Source organism: Streptomyces sp. NPDC002935 (assembly GCF_040611295.1).
Taxonomy (GTDB): Bacteria; Actinomycetota; Actinomycetes; order Streptomycetales; family Streptomycetaceae; genus Streptomyces.
In genome coordinates this window covers 27,905-53,070 of record NZ_JBEXNW010000054.1, presented here as the reverse complement: position 1 = coordinate 53,070, position 25,166 = coordinate 27,905, and the positions used below count along the sequence as shown (strand labels likewise).

The following is a 25,166-nucleotide window of genomic DNA, read 5'->3' as shown; positions in this document are numbered from 1 at the left end:
TCCACCCCCCCCGCGTGCTTTTGTCGGACTATCTGGGGTTTTCCGGGGGGTGGGGGGGGGGCCGCCGCCCCCGGGGGGGGGGGGGGGGGGCCCGGCCCCCCCCCCCCCACCCCACGCGAAGTGCCGCTCTGCGCGACCCTGTTCCGGGCCGCTCGTTCGTGCTACTTGCTACTTGCTCATGATCAGAGAGATGCCGTACGCCACCGCCGCGGCGCAGGCCGCGAAGCAGACGTACGCGCCGGTGGCCGCCGCGACCGCGGAACCGCCCTGCGCGGACTCCTTCTTGGAGAGGCCGGCGACGCCGAGGGTGAAGAGGCCGACGAGGGCCACGGTCACTCCGAGGCTGACCCCGAAGACGGACCCGAGGGCTGACCAGTCGATGTGCATGCTGTTTCTTCCTTCGGTTCTCAGGCCACGGGGGACGGCGCCGACGGGGTCGCCGTGGGCTCGGCGGGAGCCGGGATGGTGGCCGTGAGCTCTTCGGCCACGGTGCCGGCCGGGGGCGGGGTGACGGCGGCGATGGCCGTGGTCACCACACCGGCGGGCTCTTCGGCGTCGTTCACGTTGGTGTGGTCGATCACCTCGCGGCGCGAGCGGCGCCAGATCGCGAAGCTGGACCCGACCAGGAAGACGGCGACGAGCGTGGTGCCCCAGGCACCGAAACCGGTCACCCATTCGGCGAGCGCGCCCACCAGCGCGGCGGCGGGCAGCGTGAGGGCCCAGGCCACGAACATCCGGGTGGCGGTGGACCAGCGGACCACACCGCCCTTGCGGCCGAGGCCCGCACCCATCACGGAACCGGAGACCGAGTGCGTGGTGGAGAGGGAGAAGCCGATGTGCGAGGAGGCCAGGATGACCGTGGCCGCGCTGGTCTGGGCGGCGAAGCCCTGCTGCGGCTGAAGGTCGGTCAGGCCCTTGCCCATGGTGCGGATGATGCGCCAGCCGCCCAGGTAGGTGCCGAGCGCGATGGCGAGACCGGCGGACAGGATGACCCAGACCGGCGGGTCGGAGTCGGGAGCGACGGCGCCACCGGCGACCAGGGCCAGGGTGATGATGCCCATCGTCTTCTGCGCGTCGTTGGTGCCGTGGGCCAGCGAGACCAGGCCCGCGGAGGCTATCTGGCCGGCGCGGTACCCCTTCTTGGTGGCCTTGGTCTCGGCGTTGCCGCTGAGCTTGTACGACAGCCGGGTGGCGAACATCGCGGCCAGACCGGCGACGATCGGGGCCGCGACGGCCGGGAGAAGCACCTTGCCGACCAGGACGTCACCGTGCACCGCGCCGGTACCGGCGGAGGCGATGGTGGCGCCGACCAGGCCGCCCATGAGGGCGTGCGAGGAACTGGACGGGAGTCCGACGAGCCACGTCACCAGGTTCCAGAGGATCGCGCCGACGAGCGCGGCGAAGATCACTTCTGGCTGGATGCCGGATTCATCGACGAGGCCTTTGGAGATCGTGTTGGCGACCTCCACCGAGAGGAAGGCGCCGACAAGGTTGAGCGCGGCGGACATGGCCACCGCGACCTTGGGCTTGAGCGCGCCGGTCGAGATGGTGGTGGCCATCGCGTTGGCGGTGTCGTGGAAACCGTTCGTGAAATCGAACACGAGAGCGGTGACGATCACGATTCCGAGGAGGAGCGTGATGTGTTCCATTTACCCAGGCTTCTGTTGGACGTCAGTGGCAGGTGGACCGTAGGCAACCTGGATGAACGGAAGGTGAACTAGGTCAGGCGTCCTGGTGTCTCAAATGGCGAATCGCCCCTCCGTTTGCCTCGAAGGGGCGACCTTGCGTTTCGAACGGAGGTGGAATCTGGGGCTCCGCACGGATGGCTACCCCAGGGCGAGCCGCTTGAGCCGAGCCGGGGATCCGTTGAAGAGATTCTGGTCACCCGGCAGGTCGCCGCCGTTGTCGTACTGCCAGAAGGTCCACACGGACCATCCGGCGGGCAGCGCGCCGGTGTCGGCCGAGCCGTAACGGGCCAGCCACAGGGCGTGATTCGCGCCAAAAGCCCTGCTGGAGCCGGTGCAGGTGTTCCACCAATGCGTTGTGGTGTAGATCACGGGGCGCCGACCGGTCTCCCGGCGGACCTCGTCGCTGAAAGCCTTGATCCAGTCCACCATCGCGGTCTTGCTCAGGCCGTAGCACTTGCGCTTGCCGTACGGGTTGTACTCGATGTCGAGCGCGGGCGGCAGCGTCCAGCCGTCCGCGCGCCAGGCTCCGCCGTTGCGTACGAAGTGAGCGGCCTGGGCGGCGCCGGACGACTTGTCCGGCACCGCGAAGTGATAGGCGCCGTGGAGGATGCCCGCCTCGCGCGCGCCGTTGTACTGCCGGCCGAAGTAGGGGTTGCGGTAGGTGGTGGACTCGGTCGCCTTCACGTAGACGAACCGCGCGCCCTTCGTTCTCGCGCTGCGCCAGTCCACGTTCTTCTGGTGCGAGGAGACGTCGTGCCCCTTGGTGTTGCCCGCGGCCTCGGCCGGGAGCGTGGTGAGGGCGGTGCCCCCCACGGTGAGCGCCGCCGCGACGGCGGTCGCCGCGACGCGGGCACGACGACGGAACGGTTTGTGATCACGGGCCACATTTCCCCCCGGAAATGGCGACGTGTGCGACAAATCCCCCAGAGGCTACGGGAAGATCCGGCACCGTCCGTCGATCCCCGGCCATTCACCGCCGCAGGGGGATGCATGCGCATTTGCGCCCTTCCGGAGGCCCGGCCTCCGGCCTAGTGTGCGCCCGCCCGGGGTGCGTCGACGCCGGTGCCTGACAGGATCACGGCATGGTTGAACGGCACCGGGACGCACGGGACGGGCGGGAGAACCCAGCGATGGCGGACGAGCGCGACGGGCGGGACGAGTCGGCCGACGGGGACACGCGGGACTCCGTGCGGCGGGCCTGGGACGAGCTCGTCACGACGGCCCGCCGCACGGTGGCCGACGGGCTGGTCGTCGGCACGTCGGGCAACGTCTCGGTCCGCGTCGGCGACACCGTCCTGGTCACGCCCACGGGCGTGCCCTACGACCGGCTGACCCAGGACGACATCGTCGGCGTCGGCCTCGACGGCCGGCAGGTCCTCGGCTCGCTTCGTCCGACCAGCGAACTGCCGATGCACCTCGCCGTGTACCGCGCGACCGGTGCACGGGCCGTCGTCCACACCCACGCCGCACACGCGACGGCCGTCTCGGTCCTCGTCCCCGAGCTCCCGCTGATCCACTACATGGCCGCGGCCCTCGGCGGCCCGGTCCGCGTCGCCCCCTATGCGACGTACGGCACGCCGGAGTTGGCCGAGAACATGCTCCGGGCCCTGGCCGGCCGCTCCGCCTGCCTCCTCCAGAACCACGGCACCCTCGCCTACGGAGGCTCGCTGGACCAGGCGTACGACCGCACGGCCCAGCTGGAGTGGATGTGCCGCGTCTGGCTCCTGTCCTCCTCGGTCCCGGGCCTCACGCCCGCCCTGCTCTCACCGGACCAGCTCGGGGAAGCGGGCGAGCGGCTGCGGGGGTACGGCCAGAAGCGGCAAGGCCAGAACTAGGGCGAGAGGGAAGGGACGAGGGGGAGGGGCGAGGAGGAAGGGGTAAGGCCCGCCTGCCGCCTGCCGCCTGCCGCCTGCCGCCTGCCGTCCGTCGCCCGTCCGCCGTCCGCCGTCCGCCGTTGTCCGCCGTGCTCCGGTCGCCGGATCGGCCCGCGGACGCGCGGCGTGGTGAGCGCCGGCCGTCACCCCTGGAGGCCCTCCCGCTGGCCGATGGCGGGATACCCCGGGAAACTGGTCGCGTGCGCACCCTAAGAGCCACGGCAGCGGCCGTCACCGTAGCCATAGCCGCAGGCGTGGCCTCCGTGGCGGCGGGCCGGTTCGCCAGCGACGCCGCGCTGAAGACGCGGCCCGGCAAGCCCCTGCCCAGCGAGCCCCGGCTCACCGTCCACGCCACGACGGCGGGCGGCATCACCCTCACCCGGGCCCTGGCCTCCCGGCGCCCGGGGACCTACGGCCTCGCGGGCGACGGCTCCCACGCGGTCGTCGGCCCCCTGATGAACTCCGTCCCCCACACCGCCGACACCGTCGTACGCCGACTGGAACGCGTCACCCACGGCTCCCTGGAACCCGGCGACAAGGTGTGGCTCACCCCGAACCTGTACGTCGGAGACCCCGGGTCCGCCCTCGGACTCGAACACGCCGACATCGACGTGCCCGGCGAACTCGGTGCCCTGCCCGCCTGGTTCGTGCCCGCCGTCCGCGACACCTGGGTCATCACCGTGCACGGGCTGGGCACCACCCGGGAACACCCCATGAACGTGATGGAGTTCCTGAACGGCCGGCACATTCCGGTACTCGACCTCGCCTACCGGGGTGACCTCGGGGCACCCCGCCCCCCGGACGGCCTGAACCACCTCGGCGAGACCGAGTGGCGCGACCTCGACGCGGCCATCCGCTACGCCGTCCGGTACGGCGCCGAGCGGGTCGTCCTGTACGGCTGGTCCACCGGCGCCACCATGGCGCTGCGCGCCGCCGCCCACTCCGCGCTGCGCGAGCGGATCTCCGGGCTCGTCCTGGACTCGCCCGTCCTCGACTGGGAGACCACGCTGCGCGCCCTCGCCGGCGCCCGCCACACACCGAGCATCCTGCTGCCGCTCGCGGTGCGCGCCGCCCAGGGCCGCACCGGGGTACGCGGAGACCGCATCGCGCACGCCGCACATCCCGACCAGCTCAAAGTGCCGACCCTGCTGGTGCACGGCCCGGACGACAGCATCGCCCCCTGGGGCCCCTCCCGCCGCCTCGCCGCGAGCCGCCCCGACCTGGTCACCCTGCACACCGTCCCGAACGCCCCGCACGGCGCCATGTGGAACGCCGACCCGGCGAGCTACGAAGAAGCCCTGCGCCGCTTCCTCACCCCGCTGATGTAAGCCACCCCGCCGACGCGGGCCGCCCCCCCCGATGTGAGCCACCTCACCCCGGCGAGACGGCTCCTGACGCGCCGAGATGGCGCCCTCACCCCGCCGAGGCGGCCACCGCACCTCGCGGAGGGGGCCACCGCACTCCGTCCGGGCAGACCGGCACGCAACCCCGAACCGGGCCCTCGCCAGGTGACGCACTCCGTGCCCGCACCCTGTGCCCGCCCGCTGACGAACCCCCGGTGAGGTACCCCCGTATCGCCGCCCGCCCGGCCAACCCACCCGGCCGCGCAGCCGCTTCGGCGGCGCCCCTGCCCGGCGCACGCCCCCGGAGTGAAGCCGCCCCGTACCCCCGGCGCGCGCGTGGCGGCGGATGGGCCGGGGCTCTGCGAGAGGCGTCCCGGCCGACGCGAAGGGGCGCTTCCGGTTCGGTTCTGAACAACTCCGCGCGGCACTCCTTCCCGTGGTTCGAGCACCCCGAGAAGGCACCGCTCGTGGCGCCCCCGTGACCCGCGACGGCATTCCGTTTGGGTTTTCGGACTGTCAACCGGAAGACTGCACCCGTGACGTCCCGTAACCCGCGCGACTCCAGGCTCCGACTCGTCAGCCCGCGGTCCCTCGCGGCCGCTCCCCGAGCGGTGACCCAACGCCGCACGCGCCGCCCCGCACCGCGACCGCCGGAGGGCACACCGCCGCCCGCGGAACTCGCCCGTATGGCACGCACCGGCCTGTCCGACGCGGCCCGGGTCGCGCGCTGGGCCGATGCCGCCCTGCGCCCGGGGCGCGACGGCGCGAACCCCGGCGGCAAGGGCGCCCTCTCCGACGCCACCGCCGAACGGGCCGCAGCGGACCTCGGACTGAGCCCGGTTCAGGTCCGCGCCGACTGGGACACCGCGCGGCTGGCCGGCCTCATCGAGGTGCACGGCGACAGCGCCCGCCCGGGCTGGCGACTGCGCGCCTGGAGCCGCGACGACAGCGCCGTCCTGCGCGGCTGGGTCGCCCTCTTCGACGCCTGGTCCCTCGCGTACCCCGAGCCCGTCGACCGCGAGCCCGCGGGGGTCGCCGAGGTCGTCTCCGCGATGCCCCAGGTGCTCTCCTTCCTCCAGCTCTCCGCCGGGCCCGTCCCGGTGGAACAGCTCCTCGACCTTCTCGGGCAGCGCGTCACGGAACTGCGCACCGAGCGCTGCGAAATCCCCTACGGCCCCGCGCCGGAGCCCGACCCGGAGCCCGCCGAGGTCCCGGACGCCCCCCTCGCCCCCCTCCTCGAATGGGCCCTGCACGCCCTCGCCTCGGTCGGCGCGCTGACCTACGGCGAAGGACAGGCCACCCTCACGCCGCTCGGCAACTGGGCGGTCTGGGTCAAGCTGGAGCAGATCTGCGTCGCCGCGCAGAGCCCCGCCGGGAACATCGAGCAGTCTGCCGAGGACATGCTCCGCGGCTGCGCCCAGCTCCGCCCCAACGCCGCCCGCGCCGAGTACCGCGCCTGGCTCGCCGCCCGCCCCGTCGGCAGCGCCGTCACCGAACTCATCGACGCCGCCCGCGGTGAGGACGCCCTCACCCGCGGCCTCGCCTTCGAGGCGCTGCGCGTGGTCGGCGCCCCCGCCGAGCCCGATGTGCGCGCCGTGGTCGAGGAGACCCCGCTGCGCCCCTACGCCCTGTTGTGGCTCGCCGAGCACGACGGCTACGACCCCGAGGACGCCCACGAGGTCCTCACCCGCACCGAATCCACCTGGCTGTGGGTCGACACGGCGGCCGCCGTCGCCGACCACGGTGAGGCCCCGCTCCTCGTCCGCCATCTGGAGTCCGCGGTGCAGCCCACCGTCCCCGCGCTCCTCGACGAGGTGCGCGCGGTCGGGCACCCGCGCACGGTGCAGGTGCTGGTCGCGCTCGCCGCCGCCCACCCGGACCCGGCCCTCGCCAAGGCCGTACGCCGGGCCGCCTTCCAGGTGCACACCGGGGGGAGCTGACCGGGTAGCCGGCGAGGGCCGGCCGGGACCCTGACCGGGTGAGCCGGTGGGGTGCCGGTGCCGACCCGGAGAGCCTGTGCCTGCGCGGGGTGCCGACCGGCGCCGCGCGCCCCGTCGCCCGGCGGGTCCTACGCGCCTATCTCCGGGGCGTAGGTGCCGAAGCTCCAGATGTTGCCCTCGATGTCGCGGGCCATGTAGTCCCGAGAGCCGTAGTCCTGGTCGGTCGGGGCCATCAGGATCTCCGCGCCGTGGTCCACGGCCCGCTGGTGGTGTGCGTCGACGTCGTCCACGACGATGTACACCCCGCACGGGCCCGCGCTCTTCATCGCCTCGTCGAAGCGGCCGCCGCGGCCCTTGGAACCGAGCATCACGGCGCCGTTGCCCTGCACCAGCTCGGCGTGCATCACCGAGCCGTCCTCACCCTCGTAGACGGACAGCTCGGTGAAGCCGAAGGCCTCCGTGAGCTGCCTGATCGCCGCCTTCGCATCCGTGTACAACAGGGAGGGGTAGATGCTCGGGCGCGCGCTGTTCGTACCAGCCATGCCGATCACTCCGTCTCGTCACACTGCCGGATTCCGATCCGCTGCCCAGTCTGGCACCGGCCACTGACAACGCCCCGCGCACCGGAACCCGGCCGCCGCACCGGAGTCCGCCCACCATGGAATCGGGCCGCCGCCGCCCGGTCCAGCGGCACGGCGCCCGCTCACCGGAACGTGTTGCACTGCGCCATGTCACCGCTGCTGAAGCCCTGGTAGAACCACTGCTGCCGTTGTTGGGCCGACCCGTGCGTCCAGGTCTCCGGGGTCACCCGGCCCTGGTACCTCGCCTGGATCCGGTCGTCGCCGACGGCCGCCGCCGCGTCCAGGCCGTCGCGGATGTCGGCGTCCGTCAACGACTTCAGCAACGGCCGGCCCGTCGAGCCGGCCACCGTGGTGGTCGCGTGGCGCGCCCACACCCCGGCGTAGCAGTCGGCCTGGAGCTCCACCCGCACCGCGTTGCCCTTCGCGCCGGTCACCCCGTCCTGCGACCTGGCCGGCGTGCCCATCAGGTCCTGCACGTGATGCCCGTACTCGTGCGCCACCACGTACGCCTGCGCGAACGCTCCCCCGCTCGCGCCGAACGCGGTGCGCAGCTGCTCGAAGAAGCCCCGGTCCAGATTGACCTTGCGGTCGCCCGGACAGTAGAAGGGCCCGACGGCGGACGTCGCCGTGCCGCACGCGGTGGTGACCCGGCCGCTGAACAACACCGTCGGGGAGCGGGTGTACCTGCCGCCCCTGCGCGCGAATTCCCGGGTCCAGTAGGCCTGGACACTGTTGACCACCGCCACGATGCGGCAGTCCTCCTGGGCGTTCGCGTCCCGCCCCGTCCTGCAGGTCTGCTGCATCTGCGCGAGGGAGGAGGAGGCCGCCGCGGGCTGGTCGCCGCCGGAGGAGAGGCCGAGCTGGTCAGGACCGACTCCGAAGGACAGTCCGAGGATCAGGGCGATCAGGCCAGCGAGGCCGCCGCCGATGGTCGCCCTGCCGCCGGGGATTCGACTGCCGCGCACATCCTGCACCTCGGAGGTGTCCAGGTCGGCGTCGTCGTCGAACTGCATGGGCACACCGCTCTCTGCCGTACGTCGCTCCGTGGCGCCATCCTCATACGCTCCCGGCACCCCGGCCCCGGCCCGAGGTCCGAACGGGCGATGCCCCGGCCCGGCCGTCGTGCCCCGCCGACCTGGACACCTCCGAGGCGAGCGCCCGGGCCGGCCGGATCCGCCCGCTGACCGCGCGGCCCCGCGCCGCCTCCGGCAGCCGGACCCGCGAGATCATCGCCGTGATCATCGCCGTGATCGACCGGAGCCGGATCACCCCGGACCCCATCCCGTCGGCAAGCGTCGACGGGGCGAGCATCACAGTGCCGGACGCCCGCACACCGGAAACTTGCTTGCACGGCCCCGTTAGACTTGTCCTATGGCCTTTCTCCTCGCGCATTAGACGGCGGGAACGTCCTCAGCCGTCCACCCCGCCAACGACCCTGCCCTGGAGTCTGTCCGTGATTTCCGCCTCCGGTATCGAGCTGCGCGCCGGCGCCCGCATCCTCATCGAGTCCGCCACCTTCCGCATCACGAAGGGCGACCGCATCGGCCTGGTCGGCCGGAACGGCGCGGGCAAGACGACCCTCACCAAGGTCCTCGCGGGCGAAGGCCAGCCCGCCGCGGGCAACGTCGCCCGCTCCGGCGAGGTCGGCTACCTGCCGCAGGACCCGCGCACCGGCGACCTCGACGTCCTCGCCCGCGACCGCGTCCTGTCGGCCCGCGGCCTGGACGTCCTGATCCGCAAGATGCGCGAGAACGAACAGCGCATCGCCAACGGCTCGGGCGCCACCCGCGACAAGGCCATGCGGCAGTACGAGCGCCAGGAGACGGAGTTCCTCACCAAGGGCGGCTACTCCGCCGAGGCCGAGGCCGCCACCATCGCCGCCGCGCTGAACCTGCCCGACCGGGTGCTCGGCCAGCCCCTGCACACGCTCTCCGGTGGTCAGCGCCGCCGTATCGAGCTGGCCCGCATCCTCTTCTCGGACGCCGACACCCTGCTGCTCGACGAGCCGACGAACCACCTCGACGCCGACTCGATCGTCTGGCTGCGCGACTACCTGAAGACGTACCGCGGCGGCTTCATCGTGATCTCCCACGACGTCGACCTCGTCGAGACGGTCGTCAACAAGGTCTTCTACCTGGACGCCAACCGCGCCCAGATCGACGTCTACAACATGGGCTGGAAGCTCTACCAGCAGCAGCGCGAGGCCGACGAGAAGCGCCGCAAGCGCGAGCGCCAGAACGCCGAGAAGAAGGCCGCGGCGCTCAACGCGCAGGCCGACAAGATGCGCGCCAAGGCCACCAAGACGGTCGCCGCGCAGAACATGGCCAAGCGCGCCGACCGGCTGCTCGCCGGTCTGGACGCCGTCCGCGTCTCCGACAAGGTCGCCAAGCTGCGCTTCCCGGAGCCCGCGCCCTGCGGCAAGACCCCGCTCATGGCCGAGGGCCTGTCGAAGTCGTACGGCTCCCTGGAGATCTTCACCGACGTCGACCTGGCCATCGACAAGGGCTCCCGCGTCGTCATCCTCGGCCTGAACGGCGCCGGCAAGACGACCCTCCTGCGCCTCCTCGGCGGCGCCGAGAAGCCCGACACGGGAGACGTCATCGAGGGCCACGGCCTCAAGCTCGGCTACTACGCGCAGGAGCACGAGACCCTCGACCCCGAGCGCACGGTCCTGGAGAACATGCGCTCCGCCGCCCCCGACCTGGACCTTGTCGAGGTGCGCAAGACGCTCGGCTCGTTCCTGTTCTCCGGCGACGACGTCGACAAGCCGGCCGGCGTGCTCTCCGGCGGCGAGAAGACCCGGCTCGCGCTCGCGACCCTCGTCGTCTCGTCCGCGAACGTCCTGCTGCTCGACGAGCCGACGAACAACCTCGACCCGGCCAGCCGCGAGGAGATCCTCGGCGCGCTGCGCACCTACAAGGGCGCCGTCGTCCTCGTCACCCACGACGAGGGCGCCGTCGAGGCGCTCCAGCCGGAGCGGATCATTCTGCTGCCGGACGGCGTCGAGGACCTGTGGGGCGCCGACTACGCCGACCTGGTGTCCCTGGCCTGACCCGTGCGCGGCCTCCGGGAGGGGGCCGACGCCACTTGATCGAATGACTGATCCACTGCGTATGGATCATTCGGCCGATCCGTGATCCATCATCTGTGTGAGATCTCCTCGTACCGAGGTGTGTCCTACATCGATTTCTCGGCCGAGTCCTTTGTTCCCAAGGGCTCGGCCGTCTTGCGTCGCTGACCAGGCACTTCGCCCAAGAACCCGTTCGGCTGTACGGACGGCACCTGCCGGAACCACAGATTCCACTCGTGGGGACGGGCTCCTGCCGTCAAAACCTTGTCTTACGGACCTTGCCGAATGGGTGGCCATGACGCCCGTAAGGGGTGATCATGAGAGTCCAGAGCGCACTTCCCATGAGGAGGACCGGGTGGCCGAGACTCTGAAGAAGGGCAGCCGGGTTACCGGCGCCGCGCGCGACAAGCTCGCGGCAGACCTGAAGAAGAAGTACGACTCCGGTGCGAGCATCCGAGCGCTGGCCGAAGAGACCGGCCGTTCGTATGGCTTTGTGCACCGGATGCTCAGCGAGTCGGGTGTCACGCTCCGAGGGCGTGGCGGAGCGACGCGGGGCAAGAAGGCCGCCTCGGCCTGAGGCCGGGCGTCCCCATCGGCTTCGGTGGTGACCACCCGGTCGGTCGGGTGACCGACCGGGTGGTTACTGTGCAGTCACTTAGGTGCGTTCCTCGTGTCTTCGCGGGGTGCGCAGCTGATCCGACCGCACCCATCGGAGGCACCCCATGGCTTCGCTCGACAAGGATCTCGACCCGGTACTCGACAAGGACGGCGTACGGCTCACCGTCGACGACGCGATCGCCACGGTGACGCTGACCAATCCGGCCAAGCGCAACGCCCAGAGTCCTGCTCTCTGGCGGGCCTTGACGCAGGCCGGCCGGTCACTGCCGGGCTCCGTCCGGGTGGTCGTCCTGCGCGCCGAGGGCCAGTCCTTCTCCGCTGGGCTCGACCGGCAGGCGTTCACGCCCGAGGGCTTCGACGGGGAACCGTCGTTCATCGACCTCGCGCGGGGCTCCGACGCCGAGCTCGACGCGACCATCGCCGAGTACCAGGAGGCGTTCACCTGGTGGCGGCGCAGCGACATCGTGTCTATCGCCGCCGTGCAGGGGCATGCCATCGGTGCGGGCTTCCAGCTCGCGCTCGCCTGTGACCTGCGCGTCGTCGCGGACGACGTGCAGTTCGCCATGCGCGAGACCAGCCTCGGTCTCGTGCCCGACCTCACGGGGACGCACCCGCTGGTGAGCCTCGTGGGATACGCCCGCGCGCTGGAGATCTGCGCCACGGGCCGCTTCGTGCTGGCCGAGGAGGCCGAGCGCACCGGGCTCGCCAACCTCGCGGTGCCCGGCGGGCAGCTCGACGACGCGGTCCGCGACCTGACCGCGGCGCTGCTGGCCGCGCCGCGGGATGCCGTGATCGAGACGAAGGCCCTGTTGCGCGGGGCGCAGGAGCGGCCGTACGAGGAGCAGCGCACCGCCGAGCGGGCCTCCCAGGCACGCAGGCTCCGGGACCTCGCGGGCACGGGGGACTAGACACCTCCCGAGGCCGGACGACTCCTGAGGCGGGACGACGCTTGAGGCCGGACGCCTCCTGAGGCCGGACGACGCTTGAGGCCGGACACCTCCTGAGGCCTGACACCCTCTACGTGCCTGCCTGACACCCCCTGCGTGCCTGCCGCCCTACGGACCGGCGTCCTGGCTCACGGCGGTCACCAGTACCGCCACGGACGGTGCGTCGCCCGCGGTCTCGGTGATCGCCGTCCTGACCGCCCGTGCCACGTCCACCGCCCGCTCGTCCGCGGAGACCGCCAGTTCGACGCGGATGTGGCGGCGCGGCAGGGCCGGTTCCGTGGCTGGCTCGGTCCCGATGTGGACCGGTTGGCCCAGGGCGTCGGTCAGACGGGTGACACCCGGGACGGCCAGGGCGGTCGCCGCGATCCGCGCCTCCTCGGGGTCCTTCGGCGCGGGCGCCCTCCGTACGTCGTCCGCCGGTCCGGCGGCGGGCGCCTCCCGTACGTCGTCCGCGGGGAGCGCGGCGGACTGCTCGTCATCCTCCATCAGGTCCGTCACCCGCAGGTCCACCTCGGCGACGTCGAGACCCAGCCGCTGTGTCGCGGCTTCGGCCAGCGTCAGCCGCAGTCGGGCCGCGGTGGCCGGGAGGGGTTCGACGCCCGGGGACGTGGGATCGGCCGAGGCCCGGAACTCCGCGGTGACGCGCAGCGGGCCGGGCGGCAGGGCACTGGGCGGAGGCGGCACGGCGGGCGTCCCGGTCAGGTCCGGATCGGCGAGCGCGACCCGGAGCGCGCCGAGGCGCACGCCGTCCACAGCGGCCGCCGCACGGCGCAGCGCGGACTCGGCGGCCTCCTCCGTGATCCACGCGCCGTCGCGCGGGAGGCCCAGCGGCAGGAGTCTGCCGAGCCCGAGCTGATGCCGTACCCCTTGCGTCCATCGGTCCGCCGTCATTGCTCCAGCGTGCCCCATCCACGGCGCGCGACCGCGCGACCCGACCTACTGTGAGCAGAGGAGGACGACCGAAAGGGACGTACGGCGATGACCGACATGACCGAGCGGAACCGGACGGACAGCCCCGACACCGACAAGGAGCACCAGCAGACTCGTAAGCCCACCAAGCGCGGCGGTGGAGATCCCGCCACGCGGGGACGAACCACGATCGCCGACGGAGTCGTGGAGAAGATCGCCGGGCTCGCCGCCCGCGACGTACTCGGTGTCCACACGATGGGCAGCGGGCTGAGCCGGACCTTCGGAGCGGTGCGCGACCGGGTCCCGGGTGGTTCCAAATCCGTGACACGGGGTGTGAAGGCCGAGGTCGGCGAGCTGCAGACGGCGCTCGACCTGGAGATCGTCGTCGACTACGGCGTGTCGATCGCCGACGTGGCCCGGGACGTGCGCGAGAACGTCGTCGCCGCCGTCGAGCGCATGACAGGCCTCGAAGTGGTGGAAGTCAACATCGCGGTGAGTGATGTGAAGCTTCCCGAGGAAGAAGACGAGGAGCCGGAGACGCGGCTCCAGTGACCCTCGGGCCACCGGAACGCTCCGGCCCGAGCACCACGAGTGATCACGCGGCCACCGACTGCTGAGGAGCGCATCATGAGCTTGGCCGTGATCGGCATGATCGCCGGAATGGCGCTGGGCTTCGCCGGGTACTTCGGCGGTTTCGGCGCCTTCCTCCTGGTGGCCGCCCTCGGGGCCGTCGGGTTCGTCGTCGGACGGCTCCTGGAGGGGGACCTGGACATCGGCGACTTCTTCCGCGCCCGTGACGACCGGCGGCGGTGACGCGTGCCAGGCCATGTCGACCGGCTCGGTGAGACACGGCCGGGCCCGACGACCGTCGCCGCCCCCGAGCGGGGTGCCACCCGGATCGCCGACCGCGTCGTCGCGAAGATCGCGTCGCAGGCGGCGCGCGAGGCACTGCCCCCGCTGCCCGCCGACGCCGTACGCCCGCACGCGACGGTCGTCGTGCGACGGCAGTCGGCCGGTGGCGGAGCGGACGGCACACCGACGCACAGTGCCCAGATCCGGGTCAGCATCGAGCTCGGCTACCCCTCCGACATCGGCGCCCGGTGCCGCGCGGTGCGTCGTCATGTCACCGAGCGGGTAAGGGCGTTGGCGGGAATGGACGTGCCGGAGGTGGCCGTCCAGGTGGAGCGGCTGCACCTGGCCCACGGACCCGGCGCGGGACAGGGGAGGACGCAATGAGCGAGCCCCAGGGCTCCGAGAGCACCCGGAAGTTGCCCGTACTGGAGAAGCCCGAGAAGCCGGAGCAGGGGGACGACGCGGGGGCGCTCGGCCAGTCCGCCTCCTCCGCCGCCTACGAACCGCTGAACACCGTCGACGACGAGGACGGCCGCCAGGGCCGGTTCTGGTCCGCGCGCCGTATCCCGGCGGGCATCGTCGCGCTCCTGCTCCTCGTCGCCGCGGGCGCCTTCCTGTACGACGTCGTGGCGGTGCGCGCCGGCCGGTCCGCCCTGCGCTGGCGCACCTGGCTGGCCCAGCAGCTCGCCGAACGACCGCTCGACGACACCGCGGTCCTCGTCGGTGCCGGAATCGCCGCCGTCGCGGGACTCTGGCTCATCGTCCTCGCGGCCACGCCCGGACTGCGGGACGTGCTGCCGATGCGGCGCACCCACGCCGACGTCCGGGCCGGGCTGCACCGGGGCGCCGCCGCGATGGCGCTCCGCGACCGGGCCATGGAGGTCGCCGGTGTGCAGTCAGTCCGCGTGCGTGTGAAGCGCCGGAAGGTCGACGTCCGCGCGGTGTCGCACTTCCGGGAACTGGACGACGTGCGCGCCGACCTCGACACCACGCTCGCCGACGGCATCAAGGGGCTGGGGCTGGCCCGCTCGCCCGCCCTGTCGGTGCATGTCGCGCGCCCCGGACGGAAGGGGTGAGGTCCGTGCTCCGGATCGTCAACCGCGTACTGCTCGGCTTCATCGGGCTCGTGCTGCTCGTCCTCGGCGGCTCCGTGCTCGCCGTCGGACTCGGCGTACGGCCGCCCTCGTGGTGGATCCACGACGGGCGGCACGACGTGCTGCTCAGCACCGCCGAACGCACCAAGTGGCGGGACCAGGGCTGGTGGTGGCCCGCCGTCATCGCCGCGCTCGCGGTGCTCCTGCTGCTCGCCCTGTGGTGGCTGGTCGCGGCGGTGCGGCGCCGACGGCTCGCCGACGTGCTCGTCGACACCGGCGACGGCGAGGGCGCGCTGCTGCGCGGGCGGGCCCTGGAGGGCGTACTGGCCGCCGAATCGGCCCGCTTGGGCGGTGTCGACCAGGCGCACGTCCATCTGACCGGCCGGCGCAGTCTGCCCGAGGCGCGCGTACGGCTCCTGCTGGAACCGCACGTGGACCCCGGACACGCGCTGCGTCTGCTGACGGTGGAGGCGCTCGCGCACGCACGGGACTCGGCGGGCCTCGCCGCGCTCCCCGCGGAGGTGCGGCTGCGCGGGGTCAAGCACCGTGCCGAGCGCGTGAATTGAGCGACACCGGTCGAGCGGCCGACCTCGACGGGCCGACCCGACGGGACCCGGGCGGGTTCCCGGCGAGACCGGGAAGGATCTCGCCGGATCGGCCTAGAACCCGCTGCGCATCCCGCCGTCCACCGGCACCATGACGCCGGTGAGGTACGACGCCGCGGGGGAGAGCAGGAACGCGGCCGTGCGGCCGAACTCCTCCGGGGTCCCGTAGCGGCGCAGCGGGATGCGGGACTCGTTGGCCGCGCGGGTGGCCTCGGGGTCGGCGGACAGACCGTCCAGCTCGCGGACGCGGTCCGTGTCGATGCGGGACGGCAGCAGCCCGACGACGCGGATGCCGCGCGGGCCCAGCTCGTCCGCGAGGGACTTGGCGAAGCCCGCGAGGCCCGGACGCAGACCGTTGGAGATGGTCAGCCCGGCGATCGGCTCGTACACCGAGCCGGAGAGCACGAATCCGATGACACCGCCCTCGCCGAGCTCCGCGGCGGCCGCGCGGGCCAGCCGCACCGCACCGAGGAAGACCGACTCGAACGCCGCCGTCCACTGGTCGTCGGTGTTGTCCGCGACGAACCCGGGCGGCGGCCCGCCGACGCTGATCAGGATGCCGTCGAAGCCGCCGAAACCGTCACGGGCGGCCGCGATCAGCCGGGCCGGTGTCTCGGCGGCGGCGTTGTCGGCCGCGATCCCGGCCGCGTTCGCGCCGAGCGCGGAGGCGACGTCGGCCGCGCTCTTCTCGTCGCGTCCCGTGACGACCACCTTCGCGCCGTCGGCGACGAGTTCACGCGCGGCGGCGTTGCCCAGGCCCCGGGTGGCTCCCGTGACGACGTACACACGATCCTTCAGTCCAAGATCCATGGCCCCCATCCTTCCTCATCCCGGTGGTGTGCTTCCTTCCGCTTCCCCCGCCGGCTCTACGCCGAACAGACTGAGGGCGGACACCACCAGGCCGATGTGGCTGAAGGCCTGCGGGAAGTTGCCGAGCTGGCGGCCCGCGACGGCGTCGTACTCCTCGGACAGCAGTCCCACGTCGTTGGTGAGGCCGACCAGCCGCTCGAACAGCTCGCGCGCCTCCCTCGTACGGCCCGTCATATGGAGCGCGTCCGCTAGCCAGAACGAGCAGACGATGAAGGAGCCCTCGCCGCCCGGGAGCCCGTCCAGGCCGGTCGACGCGGCGCTGTAGCGGCGTACCAGGAAGCCGTCGGGGGCGAGTTCCGCGCGGACCGCGTCGATCGTGCCGACCACCCGGGGATCGTCGGGGGGCAGGAAACCGACCCGCGGGATGAGGAGCAGGGAGGCGTCCAGCTCGGGCGAACCGTAGGACTGCGTGAAGGTGTTCCGGCCGGGGTCGAAGCCGCGCTCGCACACCTCCCGGTGCACCTCGTCGCGCATCGCCCGCCAGGCGTCCAGATCGCCCTCTAGCGTCGGGTCGTCCTCAAGGGTGCGCACCGCGCGGTCGGCGGCCACCCAGGCCATCACCTTCGAGTACACGAAGTGCCGGCGGGGGCCGCGCACCTCCCAGATCCCCTCGTCCGGTTGCCGCCAGGCGACCCGCAGGAACTCCATCATGGCGCACTGCACCCGCCACATGTGCGGCCTGGACGGCAGGCCCGAACGCCGGGCGAGCGACAGTGAGTCGATGACCTCGCCGTACACGTCGAGCTGCAACTGCTCCACGGCGCTGTTGCCGACCCGGACGGGCGAGGAGCCGGCGTAGCCGGACAGCCACGGGATCTCGTACTCCGGGAGCCGGCGCTCTCCCGAGAGGCCGTACATGATCTGCAGGTCGGCCGGGTCGCCCGCGACCGCGCGCAGCAGCCAGTCGCGCCACGCCTCGGCCTCCTCGTGGTAGCCGGCCGCGAGGAGGGCGCCGAGGGTGAGCGTGGAGTCGCGCAGCCAGCAGTAGCGGTAGTCCCAGTTGCGGACGCCGCCGAGTTCTTCGGGCAGCGAGGTGGTGGGGGCGGCCACGATGCCGCCGGTCGGCGCGTAGGTGAGGGCCTTGAGGGTGATCAGGGAGCGCACGACGGCATCCCGGTGCGGCCCGTCGTAACGGCAGCGCGCCGCCCACGCCCGCCAGTCCTGGACGCTGGTCTCCAGCGCTTCGAAGGGGTCGCTGAGCGGTGGCCGCGGCCGGTGCGAGGGGTGCCAGGTCAGGACGAAGGCGACCTTCTCGCCCGCCGCGACGGTGAATTCCGAGTGGGTGCGGAACTCCTTGCCCCAGGTGTGCACGGGCGGCTCGCTGCGCAGCCACACCGAGTCCGGCCCCGCGACCGCCACCCGGTGGCCGTCCGCGCGGCGCATCCAGGGCACGACCGAGCCGTAGTCGAACCGCAGCTGGAGCAGACCGCGCATCCGGACCCGGCCGCTGAGACCTTCGACGATGCGTACGAGATCGGGGGCGTGCTCGCGCTGCGGCATCAGGTCGGTCACCCGGACCGAGCCCTCGGCGGTGTCCCACTCGGTGTCGAGCGCCAGCGTGTCCGGGCGGTACGCGCGCCGGGTGCACGGGCCCGCGCCCTCGGGCGCGATCCGCCAGTGACCGTTGTCCTCGTCGCCCAGCAGGGCGGCGAAGCAGGCCGCCGAGTCGAAGCGGGGCAGACACAGCCAGTCGACGGAGCCGTCGCGGCCCACCAGAGCGGCGGTCTGTTCGTCCCCGATGAGCGCGTAGTCCTCGATGCGTCGGTGCACGGTGGACGGGTTCCCGACCGGAGCGACGCCCAATCGGGCCGCCGGAGTGGCGCGAGCGCTTCCGGGTGCTTCAGGGCGACTCCGGACGCCTCCGCGTCACGGCCCGGGTCCGTCCCCGGCGTCAGACGGTCGCCGGTTCCGCCTCCGCCACGGTCTGCGCGGCCGCGGCCTCCGCCCGGTCGCGGCGCTCGCGGCGGACCAGGATCACGAAGCCGACGGGGACGCCCGCGGAGAACAGCCACCACTGGATCGCGTACGCCATGTGCGGACCGATGTCGCCGTGCTCGGGGTCGGGGATCAGTTCGGGGGAGTCGCCCCCGGGCTCCGGCGCGGTCTGCTCGATGTAGCCGCCGAGGACCTGCTTGCCGAGCCGCTGCGCCTCCTGCGCGCTGCTGATCAGCATGATCTGACGGTCGGGCAGGCCCCGGACGTTCCTGATGCCGCTGGCGGCGGTCGTCTGGTCGGCCATCAGCCGGCCGGTGACGGTGATCTCGCCCCGGGCGGGGGCCGGGATCTTCGGGAAGGCGGTCTGCGCGCCGTCCGCCGGGACCCAGCCCCGGTTGACCACGAGCACGCGGCCGTCGGTCAGGATGAAGGGGGTCAGGACGTGGTAGCCGACCTCGCCGTCGGAGTTGGTGCGGCGGCGGACGACCTCTTCGTGCGCGGTGTCGAAGTGCCCCTTCGCGGTCACCCGGCGGTACAGGTCGTCGTGCCGGATGTGCTGTCCCGGCGCCGTGAGCGTCTCCGCGGGCACCGGCTTCGCGGCGAGCGAGTCGGAGATCACCGTGTTCAGGGCGACCTTGTGCTCATGCCGGTGCAGCTGCCAGAAGCCCAGCTTGATCATCGTCGGGATGAGCACGAGAGCCACGAGGGTGAGGATCACCCACTGCCGGGACAACAGGAAGCGGTACACCCCATTGACGGTACTAGGCACGATTCGGCCCTCGACGGGAGGGTCCCGCCGAGGGCCGGATCGACGCCCTGTCCCGGGCCGGGACTCAGACCTTGTCGACGATCCCCGCATTCCCCTCCGCGCGGGCGCAGTGCGCGCCGCAGTACCAGTGGCCCTCGACCTCGACACCCTGGCCGATGACCTGCACGCGACAGTGCTCGCAGATCGGGGCCATCCGGTGGATCGCGCAGGAGAAGCAGTCGAAGACGTGCACGGCACCTTGTGCGTGCACTTCGAAGGTCATTCCGTAGTCATTGCCGCATACTTCGCATCTCGCCATGCGCCACAGGGTGGGGTGCGGGGGCGGCCCGGGCGAGCGGATGCCGGGCGAGTCGCCCGTCAATCACCCGTACGTCCGTCACCCCTCCGACGCGGGTTCGACGTCCCGCAGCAGTTGTCCGAACGCCGCCTCGTCGATCACGGGTGTCCCGAACTGCTTGGCCTTGACCACTTTCGACGTGCTGGAGTCCGGGTCGTTCGTCACCAGCAGGCTGGTGAGCCGGGACAGGCTCGTCGCGACATGCAGCCCGGCCTCGACGGCCCGGTCCTCCAGCAGTTCGCGGTCGACGGACGTGTCCCCGGAGAACGCGACCCGCATCCCCTGCTTGAGCGGTTTGTCCGGCTCGTATCGACCTGGGTTGGGATGGGGGCATGCGGGGCGTTTGCGGGAAGGGCGCCAACTCCCGGACGGGTAACCGCCGGACGCGTAGCCCCCCGACTGCCGTCCGATCCGCGGCGCTGCGGCGCTGTCGGACCACTCCTTGAGCGGCAGGCACTCGAGGAGCGGCAGGCGCACCCCGTCGCGCGCGGCGGCCCGCAGGCTCGGCCGGAACGCCTCGGCCAGCACGCGCGCGTCGTCCAGCGCGTGGTGCGCCCGCTGCTGTACGACACCGAAGTGCGCGGCCAGCGACTCCAGCTTGTGGTTGGGCAGGGGCAGGCCCAGTTCCTTGGAGAGCGCGATGGTGCACAGGCGCTGGCGCACCGGCGCCTCGCGGTCCGCGCGCGCGTACTCCCGCGCGATCATCGACCAGTCGAAGACCGCGTTGTGCGCGACCAGCACGCGGCCGTCGAGCCGCGCCGCGAAGTCCTCGGCGACGTCCTGGAAGAGCGGCGCCCCCTCCAGCATGTCGCTCGTCAGACCGTGGATCCAGACCGGACCGGGATCCCGCTCCGGATTGACCATCGTGTACCAGTGGTCCTCGACCTCGCCGCGCGCGTCCAGCCGGTAGACGGCGGCGGAGATTATCCGGTCGTCGCGGGCCAGTCCTGTGGTCTCCACGTCAACGACCGCGTATCCCTGCGGATACGCGGCCGGCCAGGAGGCTGGGGACGCTGCGGTCGTGAGGTCTTCGAGCATGGTCAATGAGGATACGGGCCCTGACTGACAGTCCGGGCCCCCGCCTTCCCGGAACCGGCGCTCCGGGGGCCGCCACCGGGGCACGCGCGCGTGGACCCCGTAACCGGGAAAGGCGGGCCCGGAGTTGACGCGCTCAGCCCAGCGCCGCCACCAGGTCCCCCGCCGCCAGGGCGGCCAGACCGCAGCCGTCGACGGGGCCGGGCAGCAGCCGGTACACGGATCCGCTCGCGCCCTGTGGGGCGACGCCACCGTGCACCAGGGCGAGCAGCACATGCCTCTTCGCGGCCGTCTCGGCGGCGAGCCCCTCCGGGTCCTTGGACGGGCGCCGCCGCTCAGGGGCCTCCAGAGCGCGTACGCGGGCGGCGAAGGCCGGGTCCGTCTCGCCCTCCCCGCGTGTGTAGTGCCACAGCTCGTCGCCCGACGGTGCCCGCCGGACCACCGCGACCTCGTCCGTACGGGCCGCCGCGTGCCACACCGCCAGGTCCCACAGGGTCGTACGGCCGGTGGTGAAGTACCGGAACAGGTCCTGCCCGACGCGGCCGAGGTCGGCGCTGTGCCGGTGCACGCTGTGGTAGCCCTCGGACGCCGGCAGATGCAGGTCGGTCCACAGGAACGAGCGGCGCTCCAGGTCGACCAGCATGGGGACGTGGATGCGCGAATCGCCCTCCAGGTCGTAGCGCTGCCGCACCGTGCGGGGATCGTACGAGGCGTCGCGTCCGCCATTCGAGGGCAGTGCCATGAAGCCGGCGAACGCGTCGAGGAGATGCTCGAAGGCGATGTTGTTGTAGCTGAAGACGATGGGCACGGCGAATCGCACCGGGCCGTCGGCGAGCGCCGCGAGGTCCAGGTCCACATACTCGGTGGCGCCGTCGGGCGCCGGGGCCGAGGTCAGGTCCCCGGAGTGGACGGCGGCCCGCTCTCCGTGGACGAGGTTCGTGTAGTCGCACACGCCGACGAACGTCCAGTCCTCGTCGTACAGCGCGACCGACAGGTCGAGGTCCACGCGGATCTTCGCGGGCTGCGTCCAGTGCAGGAAGAGGCGCAGGACCTCCCCCTCGGGGAGTGGCTGGCTGCTGCCGCGCGGCACCGAGACCAGCGCCTTCGCGGAGGTGCGCTCGACGGAGGGGACGGCCAGGCCCGCGAGGCCCGCGTCGAGGACGGCGAGGTCGAAACGCGGGGCGGACGACAGCCGGCGCACGGCCTCGGCCTCCAGGAGCGCGCAGACGCCGTCGGTGACCGCTTCGGCCAGCGGCGCCCGGGTGTCGTCGAGGGTGAAGGAGTGGGTGACCTGGCCGCGCGGGAAGAACACCCGCCGCTCACCGGGGAGATGGCGGATGCGCAGCCGTCCGAGCGCCGCGAGCAGCGGACCGGGACCGGCCTTGGGCAGGACCCGTCGCAGGGTGTCGGCGAATCCGTCGGGCAGCGCCTCCAGCTCGTGCAGGCGCAGCAAGTGGTCCAGCCTGCGCAGCAGTTCGCCCGGCCGTCGGGCGAGCAGGTCGAGAGCGCGGTCCAGGTCCTTCTCGCGCAGGGCCTGTTCGGTGTGCGCGCCCCAGGAGTCGGGCTTGATGCGCGCGCCGTCGATCCGTACCGCCTCCGGGTGGGCGACCGCGGTGCGCAGCAGGGCCTCTCCGAGGGGTGTGGCGGAGGTGTCGGTGGCGCGCAGCACGGCGAAGGCGAGGGCGGCCTTCGGATGCCGGTCGTGCCGCTCGTACGGGTGCAGGATCTCGGCGGCGCGCTTCCACCCGACCGGATGCCGCAGCACATCCTCGACCAGCGACGACGCCTCGAACCCGTCGAGCACGGCGAGGAGTTCGCGGCGCAGCGGGCGGGGCAGCGAACGGAGGCGGCGCGGTTCGAGGAGATCCGCCTCGCCGCCCGACCAGACCTGCAGCAGCCGCAGCACGTCGGTCGCCGTGGTGAGGTGCGCGGCGAGCAGCGGGCGCACGGCGTCGCGCGTGCGCCGGTCCAGCAGGAGGCTCCCGAGCATCAGGGCCTTCGTCTCGCGGACGGGGATGTCCGCGGGCAGCCATTCCAATGTGGTGGGCGCGTGCGCCAGCAGCAGCTTCACGTCGTCCCGGTCCTGCGGCGGCAGCGGCGTTCGCCGGGCCAGCAACTGGAGCAGCGCCCTCACGCAGTCCGCCCGCCGGTCGGTGCCGAGCGCCAGCAACTTCAGCGGTCCGATGGGCAGTTCGCGCCGAAGCCGGGGAGTGCCGGGCTTCAGGAACGGGTCGGCGCGGTCGATCCGGCGGTGACACAGGGGGCAACCGGCGTAGTCGGCGCCGTCCCAGCAGGCGCGGCACACCAGGTGGGCGCACGGCGACACGGGATGCACGCTGCCGACCGCGGCGCACAGCACGCACGGCTGGGCGGGCCACTGCAGCAGCAGGGTGAAGACGCGGTCGACGTAGAGCTGGAAGGTGTCGTCGGGCACCGAGGCCGGAAAGCTGCGGAACAGCGGCATATGGGTGCGGTCGGCGCCCAGTTCCGCGTCGATCTGCCGGATCAGAGTGCTGCCGGCGTCCCCGAGCCCCGTGGGGCCGAGCCAGGCGAGCGCGGCGCGCAGGGGTGCTGACGGGGCGAATCCCCGGTCCAGCAACTCGGCTTCCAGAGCGACGAGGCCCTCGGTCGTCGCCGGGTCTCCCGGCCGTGGCCCGGCCTGGTCGACGTAGACGGTACGCAGGCGGCGGAGCAGCACGGACGACAGTACGGACAAGCGGAAATCCCCCGGGATCCGGAAAGTGTGTGAGGCGGGGGCGGAGAGTGAGCGCGCTACGGATTTCATAGAAAGAGAGAGAAGGAAGCACGCTTGCGGAGCCGCCCCCGCGATCGCCGAGTCTAGGGAGGCGCCGGACTGTGGGGCCACCGAATATTTCTGGGGCCCGGGACGCCGGTCGGTCCGGCCCGGTACCGGCTCCCGGGCGTCCGGCCGACGCATGGCTATGGACCTTTCGCCCGCGCGGTGCAAGCGTGCTGCGCGCCCCAGCAGGTAGCGCCTACGAAGGGCGGTACGGACATGGCACGAGTCAGGTACGGCGCGCGGACCGAGGCGGAGATCGCCGCCGCGCGCACCGCGAGCTCCAAGCTCCCCGACATCTGGTCCACCGGTGTGGTGGCCGTCTGGGAGAGCGACCCGGACGCGGTCGCGGCGGTCCTGCCACCGCCGCTGAAGCCCACCGCGACGCCTCTGGTACGGGTCAACATCAGCAAGGTCGATCTGCCCGGATACCCGCTGGGCGCGGGCTCGTTCGCCGTCGCCGCGGCGCACGACGACGTCGAGGGCTGGTATCCGCTGGTCATGCCGATGACCCATGAGCGTGCCCTGATCGGCGGCCGTGAGGTCTTCGGGGAGCCCAAGAAACTCGGCGAGGTGACGGTCGAACGCGACGGTCTCGTCGTGCGGGCCGTGCTCGCCCGGCACGGCATCGCGTTCGTCGAGGTGCGCGGCGCGGTGAGCGGGCCCCTGCCGCTTCCCGAACCCGCCCAGAAGACCGACTTCTACTTCAAGTTCCTTCCCGCGGTGGACGGTTCGGGCTTCGACGCCGACCCGGTCCTCGTGCACTGCGTGCGCAACGAGAAGGTCCGCAAACTGGAGCGCGTCACCGGGGACGTCGTCCTGCGGGAGTCGATGTACGACCCGGTCGCCGATCTGCCCGTTCGCCGGCTGGTGGAGATCACCCTCGGTGAGAAGACCACCGACCAGAAGGGCAGGGTCGCCGAACGTGTCAGCGGCCGGGCCCTGTTGCCGTACATCCACCAGCGCTACGACGATCCGACCCAGATCCTCGACGGGCCGCCGGAGGGGAGCCACTGATGGAGCTCCGCGCAGGGCAGGTCGCCGTCGTCACCGGCGCGGCGAGCGGTATCGGGCTCGCCATGGCACGGCGCTTCGCGGCGGACGGTCTGAAGGTGGTCCTCGCCGACGTCGAGGAGGGCGCCCTGGAGAAGGCCGCCGGGGAACTGCGTGAGGACGGCGCCGACGTCCACGCGCGCGTGGTGGACGTCGGGGAGCGCTCGCAGGTCGTCGCGCTCGCCGCGGACGTGTACAGCACGTACGGCGCGGTGCATGTGCTGTGCAACAACGCCGGTGTCGGCTCGGGTGCCGAGGGCCGGATGTGGGAGCACGACCCGAACGACTGGAAGTGGGCCTTCGCCGTCAACGTGTGGGGCGTCTTCCACGGCATCCAGGCGTTCGTGCCCCGGATGATCGCCGGGGGCGAACCCGGCCACGTCGTCAACACCTCGTCCGGCGACGGCGGGATCGCCCCGCTGCCCACCGCCTCCGTGTATGCCGTCACCAAGGCGGCCGTGGTGACGATGACCGAGTCGCTGTACGCGCATCTGAAGGCGGAGCACGCGCGCGTGGGCGCCTCCGTGCTCTTCCCGGGACCGCACATGCTCCGCACGGGCCTGTGGGAGTCGCACCGCAACCGGCCCTCGCGGTACGCGAAGGCGCGGCCCCGCAGGACCCCGTACCGCAGCCTCGCCCAGTGGGAGGCCGCGATGAAGGAGGCGGGCCACGACGTGCGGTTCACCCCCGTCGAGCAGGTCGCCGACCTGGTCGCCGAGGGCATCCGCGCCGACCGCTTCTGGCTGCTGCCCGAGAGCGAGCACAGCGACCGGCAGATCCGGGCCAGGTCGCAGTCGATGCTCGACCGGGCCGATCCGTCGTACCTGGAGAGTTTCATCCTCGACTGAG

Annotated in this window: 25 protein-coding genes; 13 read left to right on the top strand and 12 right to left on the bottom strand. The window is 72.4% G+C overall.

Annotation, left to right across the window (positions count from 1 at the left end; translation table 11 throughout):
- Nucleotides 1-168: 168 nt before the first annotated feature.
- The 3 genes from ABZX90_RS41130 to ABZX90_RS41120 form a co-directional block, all read right to left on the bottom strand.
- On the bottom strand, nucleotides 169-387 hold the full coding sequence (locus ABZX90_RS41130) for a hypothetical protein (protein ID WP_355213408.1): 219 nt from the start codon (nucleotides 385-387) through the stop codon (nucleotides 169-171).
- Between the two features lie 20 nt (nucleotides 388-407).
- Complete coding sequence (locus tag ABZX90_RS41125; protein ID WP_351128040.1) at nucleotides 408-1,649, bottom strand: inorganic phosphate transporter; 1,242 nt, start codon at nucleotides 1,647-1,649, stop codon at nucleotides 408-410.
- A gap of 177 nt (nucleotides 1,650-1,826) precedes the next feature.
- Nucleotides 1,827-2,573 (bottom strand): lysozyme, encoded by a 747-nt coding sequence (locus tag ABZX90_RS41120; protein WP_355213407.1) that lies wholly within the window; start codon nucleotides 2,571-2,573, stop codon nucleotides 1,827-1,829.
- 197 nt (nucleotides 2,574-2,770) lie between these two features.
- On the opposite strand from ABZX90_RS41120, the gene ABZX90_RS41115 reads away from it, so the two are divergent.
- From ABZX90_RS41115 to ABZX90_RS41105, 3 genes are all read left to right on the top strand, one after another.
- Nucleotides 2,771-3,523: a class II aldolase/adducin family protein gene (locus tag ABZX90_RS41115; protein ID WP_355213406.1), complete on the top strand. Its 753-nt coding sequence runs from the start codon at nucleotides 2,771-2,773 to the stop codon at nucleotides 3,521-3,523.
- A 239-nt stretch (nucleotides 3,524-3,762) separates the two neighbouring features.
- Complete coding sequence (locus ABZX90_RS41110) at nucleotides 3,763-4,890, top strand: alpha/beta fold hydrolase (protein ID WP_355213405.1); 1,128 nt, start codon at nucleotides 3,763-3,765, stop codon at nucleotides 4,888-4,890.
- 551 nt (nucleotides 4,891-5,441) lie between these two features.
- Complete coding sequence (locus ABZX90_RS41105) at nucleotides 5,442-6,845, top strand: hypothetical protein (protein WP_355213404.1); 1,404 nt, start codon at nucleotides 5,442-5,444, stop codon at nucleotides 6,843-6,845.
- 128 nt (nucleotides 6,846-6,973) lie between these two features.
- Here the strand turns inward: ABZX90_RS41105 and ABZX90_RS41100 are convergent, their stop codons facing one another.
- Both ABZX90_RS41100 and ABZX90_RS41095 read right to left on the bottom strand, forming a co-directional pair.
- Nucleotides 6,974-7,387, bottom strand: a complete 414-nt coding sequence (locus ABZX90_RS41100; protein WP_351128030.1) for a VOC family protein — start codon at nucleotides 7,385-7,387, stop codon at nucleotides 6,974-6,976.
- 161 nt (nucleotides 7,388-7,548) lie between these two features.
- Entirely contained in the window at nucleotides 7,549-8,439 is an 891-nt protein-coding gene (locus tag ABZX90_RS41095; RefSeq protein ID WP_355213403.1) for a neutral zinc metallopeptidase, read from the bottom strand.
- Nucleotides 8,440-8,879: 440 nt separating this feature from the next.
- Here ABZX90_RS41095 and ABZX90_RS41090 point away from each other — a divergent pair, with 440 nt between their 5' ends.
- The 3 genes from ABZX90_RS41090 to ABZX90_RS41080 all read left to right on the top strand — a co-directional run bounded on the left by ABZX90_RS41090 (nucleotide 8,880) and on the right by ABZX90_RS41080 (nucleotide 12,022).
- The gene (locus ABZX90_RS41090) at nucleotides 8,880-10,478 is read left to right on the top strand and encodes an ABC-F family ATP-binding cassette domain-containing protein (RefSeq protein ID WP_351128026.1); all 1,599 of its coding nucleotides are present in this window, start codon (nucleotides 8,880-8,882) and stop codon (nucleotides 10,476-10,478) included.
- A 373-nt stretch (nucleotides 10,479-10,851) separates the two neighbouring features.
- Nucleotides 10,852-11,073 carry a helix-turn-helix domain-containing protein gene (locus tag ABZX90_RS41085; RefSeq protein WP_006123601.1) on the top strand — a complete coding sequence of 74 codons (222 nt, stop codon included), beginning with the start codon at nucleotides 10,852-10,854 and terminating at the stop codon, nucleotides 11,071-11,073.
- 145 nt (nucleotides 11,074-11,218) lie between these two features.
- Nucleotides 11,219-12,022 (top strand): enoyl-CoA hydratase/isomerase family protein, encoded by an 804-nt coding sequence (locus ABZX90_RS41080; protein WP_351128023.1) that lies wholly within the window; start codon nucleotides 11,219-11,221, stop codon nucleotides 12,020-12,022.
- 147 nt (nucleotides 12,023-12,169) lie between these two features.
- Here the strand turns inward: ABZX90_RS41080 and ABZX90_RS41075 are convergent, their stop codons facing one another.
- Complete coding sequence (locus tag ABZX90_RS41075; RefSeq protein ID WP_355213402.1) at nucleotides 12,170-12,952, bottom strand: nucleopolyhedrovirus P10 family protein; 783 nt, start codon at nucleotides 12,950-12,952, stop codon at nucleotides 12,170-12,172.
- A gap of 87 nt (nucleotides 12,953-13,039) precedes the next feature.
- On the opposite strand from ABZX90_RS41075, the gene ABZX90_RS41070 reads away from it, so the two are divergent.
- The 5 genes from ABZX90_RS41070 (at nucleotide 13,040) to amaP (ending at nucleotide 15,482) form a co-directional block, all read left to right on the top strand.
- Complete coding sequence (locus ABZX90_RS41070) at nucleotides 13,040-13,522, top strand: Asp23/Gls24 family envelope stress response protein (protein ID WP_351128019.1); 483 nt, start codon at nucleotides 13,040-13,042, stop codon at nucleotides 13,520-13,522.
- A gap of 75 nt (nucleotides 13,523-13,597) precedes the next feature.
- Nucleotides 13,598-13,783, top strand: a complete 186-nt coding sequence (locus ABZX90_RS41065; protein WP_266757222.1) for a hypothetical protein — start codon at nucleotides 13,598-13,600, stop codon at nucleotides 13,781-13,783.
- 3 nt (nucleotides 13,784-13,786) lie between these two features.
- On the top strand, nucleotides 13,787-14,206 hold the full coding sequence (locus ABZX90_RS41060; protein ID WP_351128016.1) for an Asp23/Gls24 family envelope stress response protein: 420 nt from the start codon (nucleotides 13,787-13,789) through the stop codon (nucleotides 14,204-14,206).
- Nucleotides 14,203-14,898: a DUF6286 domain-containing protein gene (locus tag ABZX90_RS41055; RefSeq protein ID WP_355213401.1), complete on the top strand. Its 696-nt coding sequence runs from the start codon at nucleotides 14,203-14,205 to the stop codon at nucleotides 14,896-14,898. Before ABZX90_RS41060 ends, ABZX90_RS41055 begins: the two co-directional genes overlap by 4 nt.
- A gap of 5 nt (nucleotides 14,899-14,903) precedes the next feature.
- Nucleotides 14,904-15,482, top strand: a complete 579-nt coding sequence (amaP, locus tag ABZX90_RS41050) for an alkaline shock response membrane anchor protein AmaP (protein ID WP_351128012.1) — start codon at nucleotides 14,904-14,906, stop codon at nucleotides 15,480-15,482.
- 93 nt (nucleotides 15,483-15,575) lie between these two features.
- On the opposite strand, the gene ABZX90_RS41045 is transcribed toward amaP, so the two are convergent.
- The 6 genes from ABZX90_RS41045 to ABZX90_RS41020 all read right to left on the bottom strand — a co-directional run bounded on the left by ABZX90_RS41045 (nucleotide 15,576) and on the right by ABZX90_RS41020 (nucleotide 23,183).
- The gene (locus ABZX90_RS41045; RefSeq protein ID WP_351128010.1) at nucleotides 15,576-16,331 is read right to left on the bottom strand and encodes an SDR family oxidoreductase; all 756 of its coding nucleotides are present in this window, start codon (nucleotides 16,329-16,331) and stop codon (nucleotides 15,576-15,578) included.
- A 15-nt stretch (nucleotides 16,332-16,346) separates the two neighbouring features.
- On the bottom strand, nucleotides 16,347-18,161 hold the full coding sequence (locus ABZX90_RS41040) for a glycoside hydrolase family 15 protein (protein WP_351128006.1): 1,815 nt from the start codon (nucleotides 18,159-18,161) through the stop codon (nucleotides 16,347-16,349).
- Between the two features lie 121 nt (nucleotides 18,162-18,282).
- A complete protein-coding gene (locus ABZX90_RS41035) occupies nucleotides 18,283-19,074 on the bottom strand; it encodes an SURF1 family protein (protein ID WP_355213400.1) in 792 nt (263 codons plus the stop codon).
- An 85-nt stretch (nucleotides 19,075-19,159) separates the two neighbouring features.
- Nucleotides 19,160-19,393, bottom strand: coding sequence for a hypothetical protein (locus ABZX90_RS41030; protein ID WP_351128002.1), 234 nt, complete (start codon nucleotides 19,391-19,393; stop codon nucleotides 19,160-19,162).
- Nucleotides 19,394-19,471: 78 nt separating this feature from the next.
- Complete coding sequence (locus ABZX90_RS41025) at nucleotides 19,472-20,470, bottom strand: DEDDh family exonuclease (protein ID WP_351128000.1); 999 nt, start codon at nucleotides 20,468-20,470, stop codon at nucleotides 19,472-19,474.
- Between the two features lie 133 nt (nucleotides 20,471-20,603).
- Nucleotides 20,604-23,183 carry an MXAN_6230/SCO0854 family RING domain-containing protein gene (locus ABZX90_RS41020; protein WP_355213399.1) on the bottom strand — a complete coding sequence of 860 codons (2,580 nt, stop codon included), beginning with the start codon at nucleotides 23,181-23,183 and terminating at the stop codon, nucleotides 20,604-20,606.
- A 300-nt stretch (nucleotides 23,184-23,483) separates the two neighbouring features.
- On the opposite strand from ABZX90_RS41020, the gene ABZX90_RS41015 reads away from it, so the two are divergent.
- Both ABZX90_RS41015 and ABZX90_RS41010 read left to right on the top strand, forming a co-directional pair.
- The gene (locus ABZX90_RS41015; RefSeq protein ID WP_355213398.1) at nucleotides 23,484-24,281 is read left to right on the top strand and encodes an acetoacetate decarboxylase family protein; all 798 of its coding nucleotides are present in this window, start codon (nucleotides 23,484-23,486) and stop codon (nucleotides 24,279-24,281) included.
- The gene (locus tag ABZX90_RS41010; RefSeq protein ID WP_355213397.1) at nucleotides 24,281-25,165 is read left to right on the top strand and encodes an SDR family NAD(P)-dependent oxidoreductase; all 885 of its coding nucleotides are present in this window, start codon (nucleotides 24,281-24,283) and stop codon (nucleotides 25,163-25,165) included. The genes ABZX90_RS41015 and ABZX90_RS41010 overlap by 1 nt, the downstream gene beginning before the upstream one ends.
- The last annotated feature ends 1 nt before the right edge of the window (nucleotide 25,166 follow it).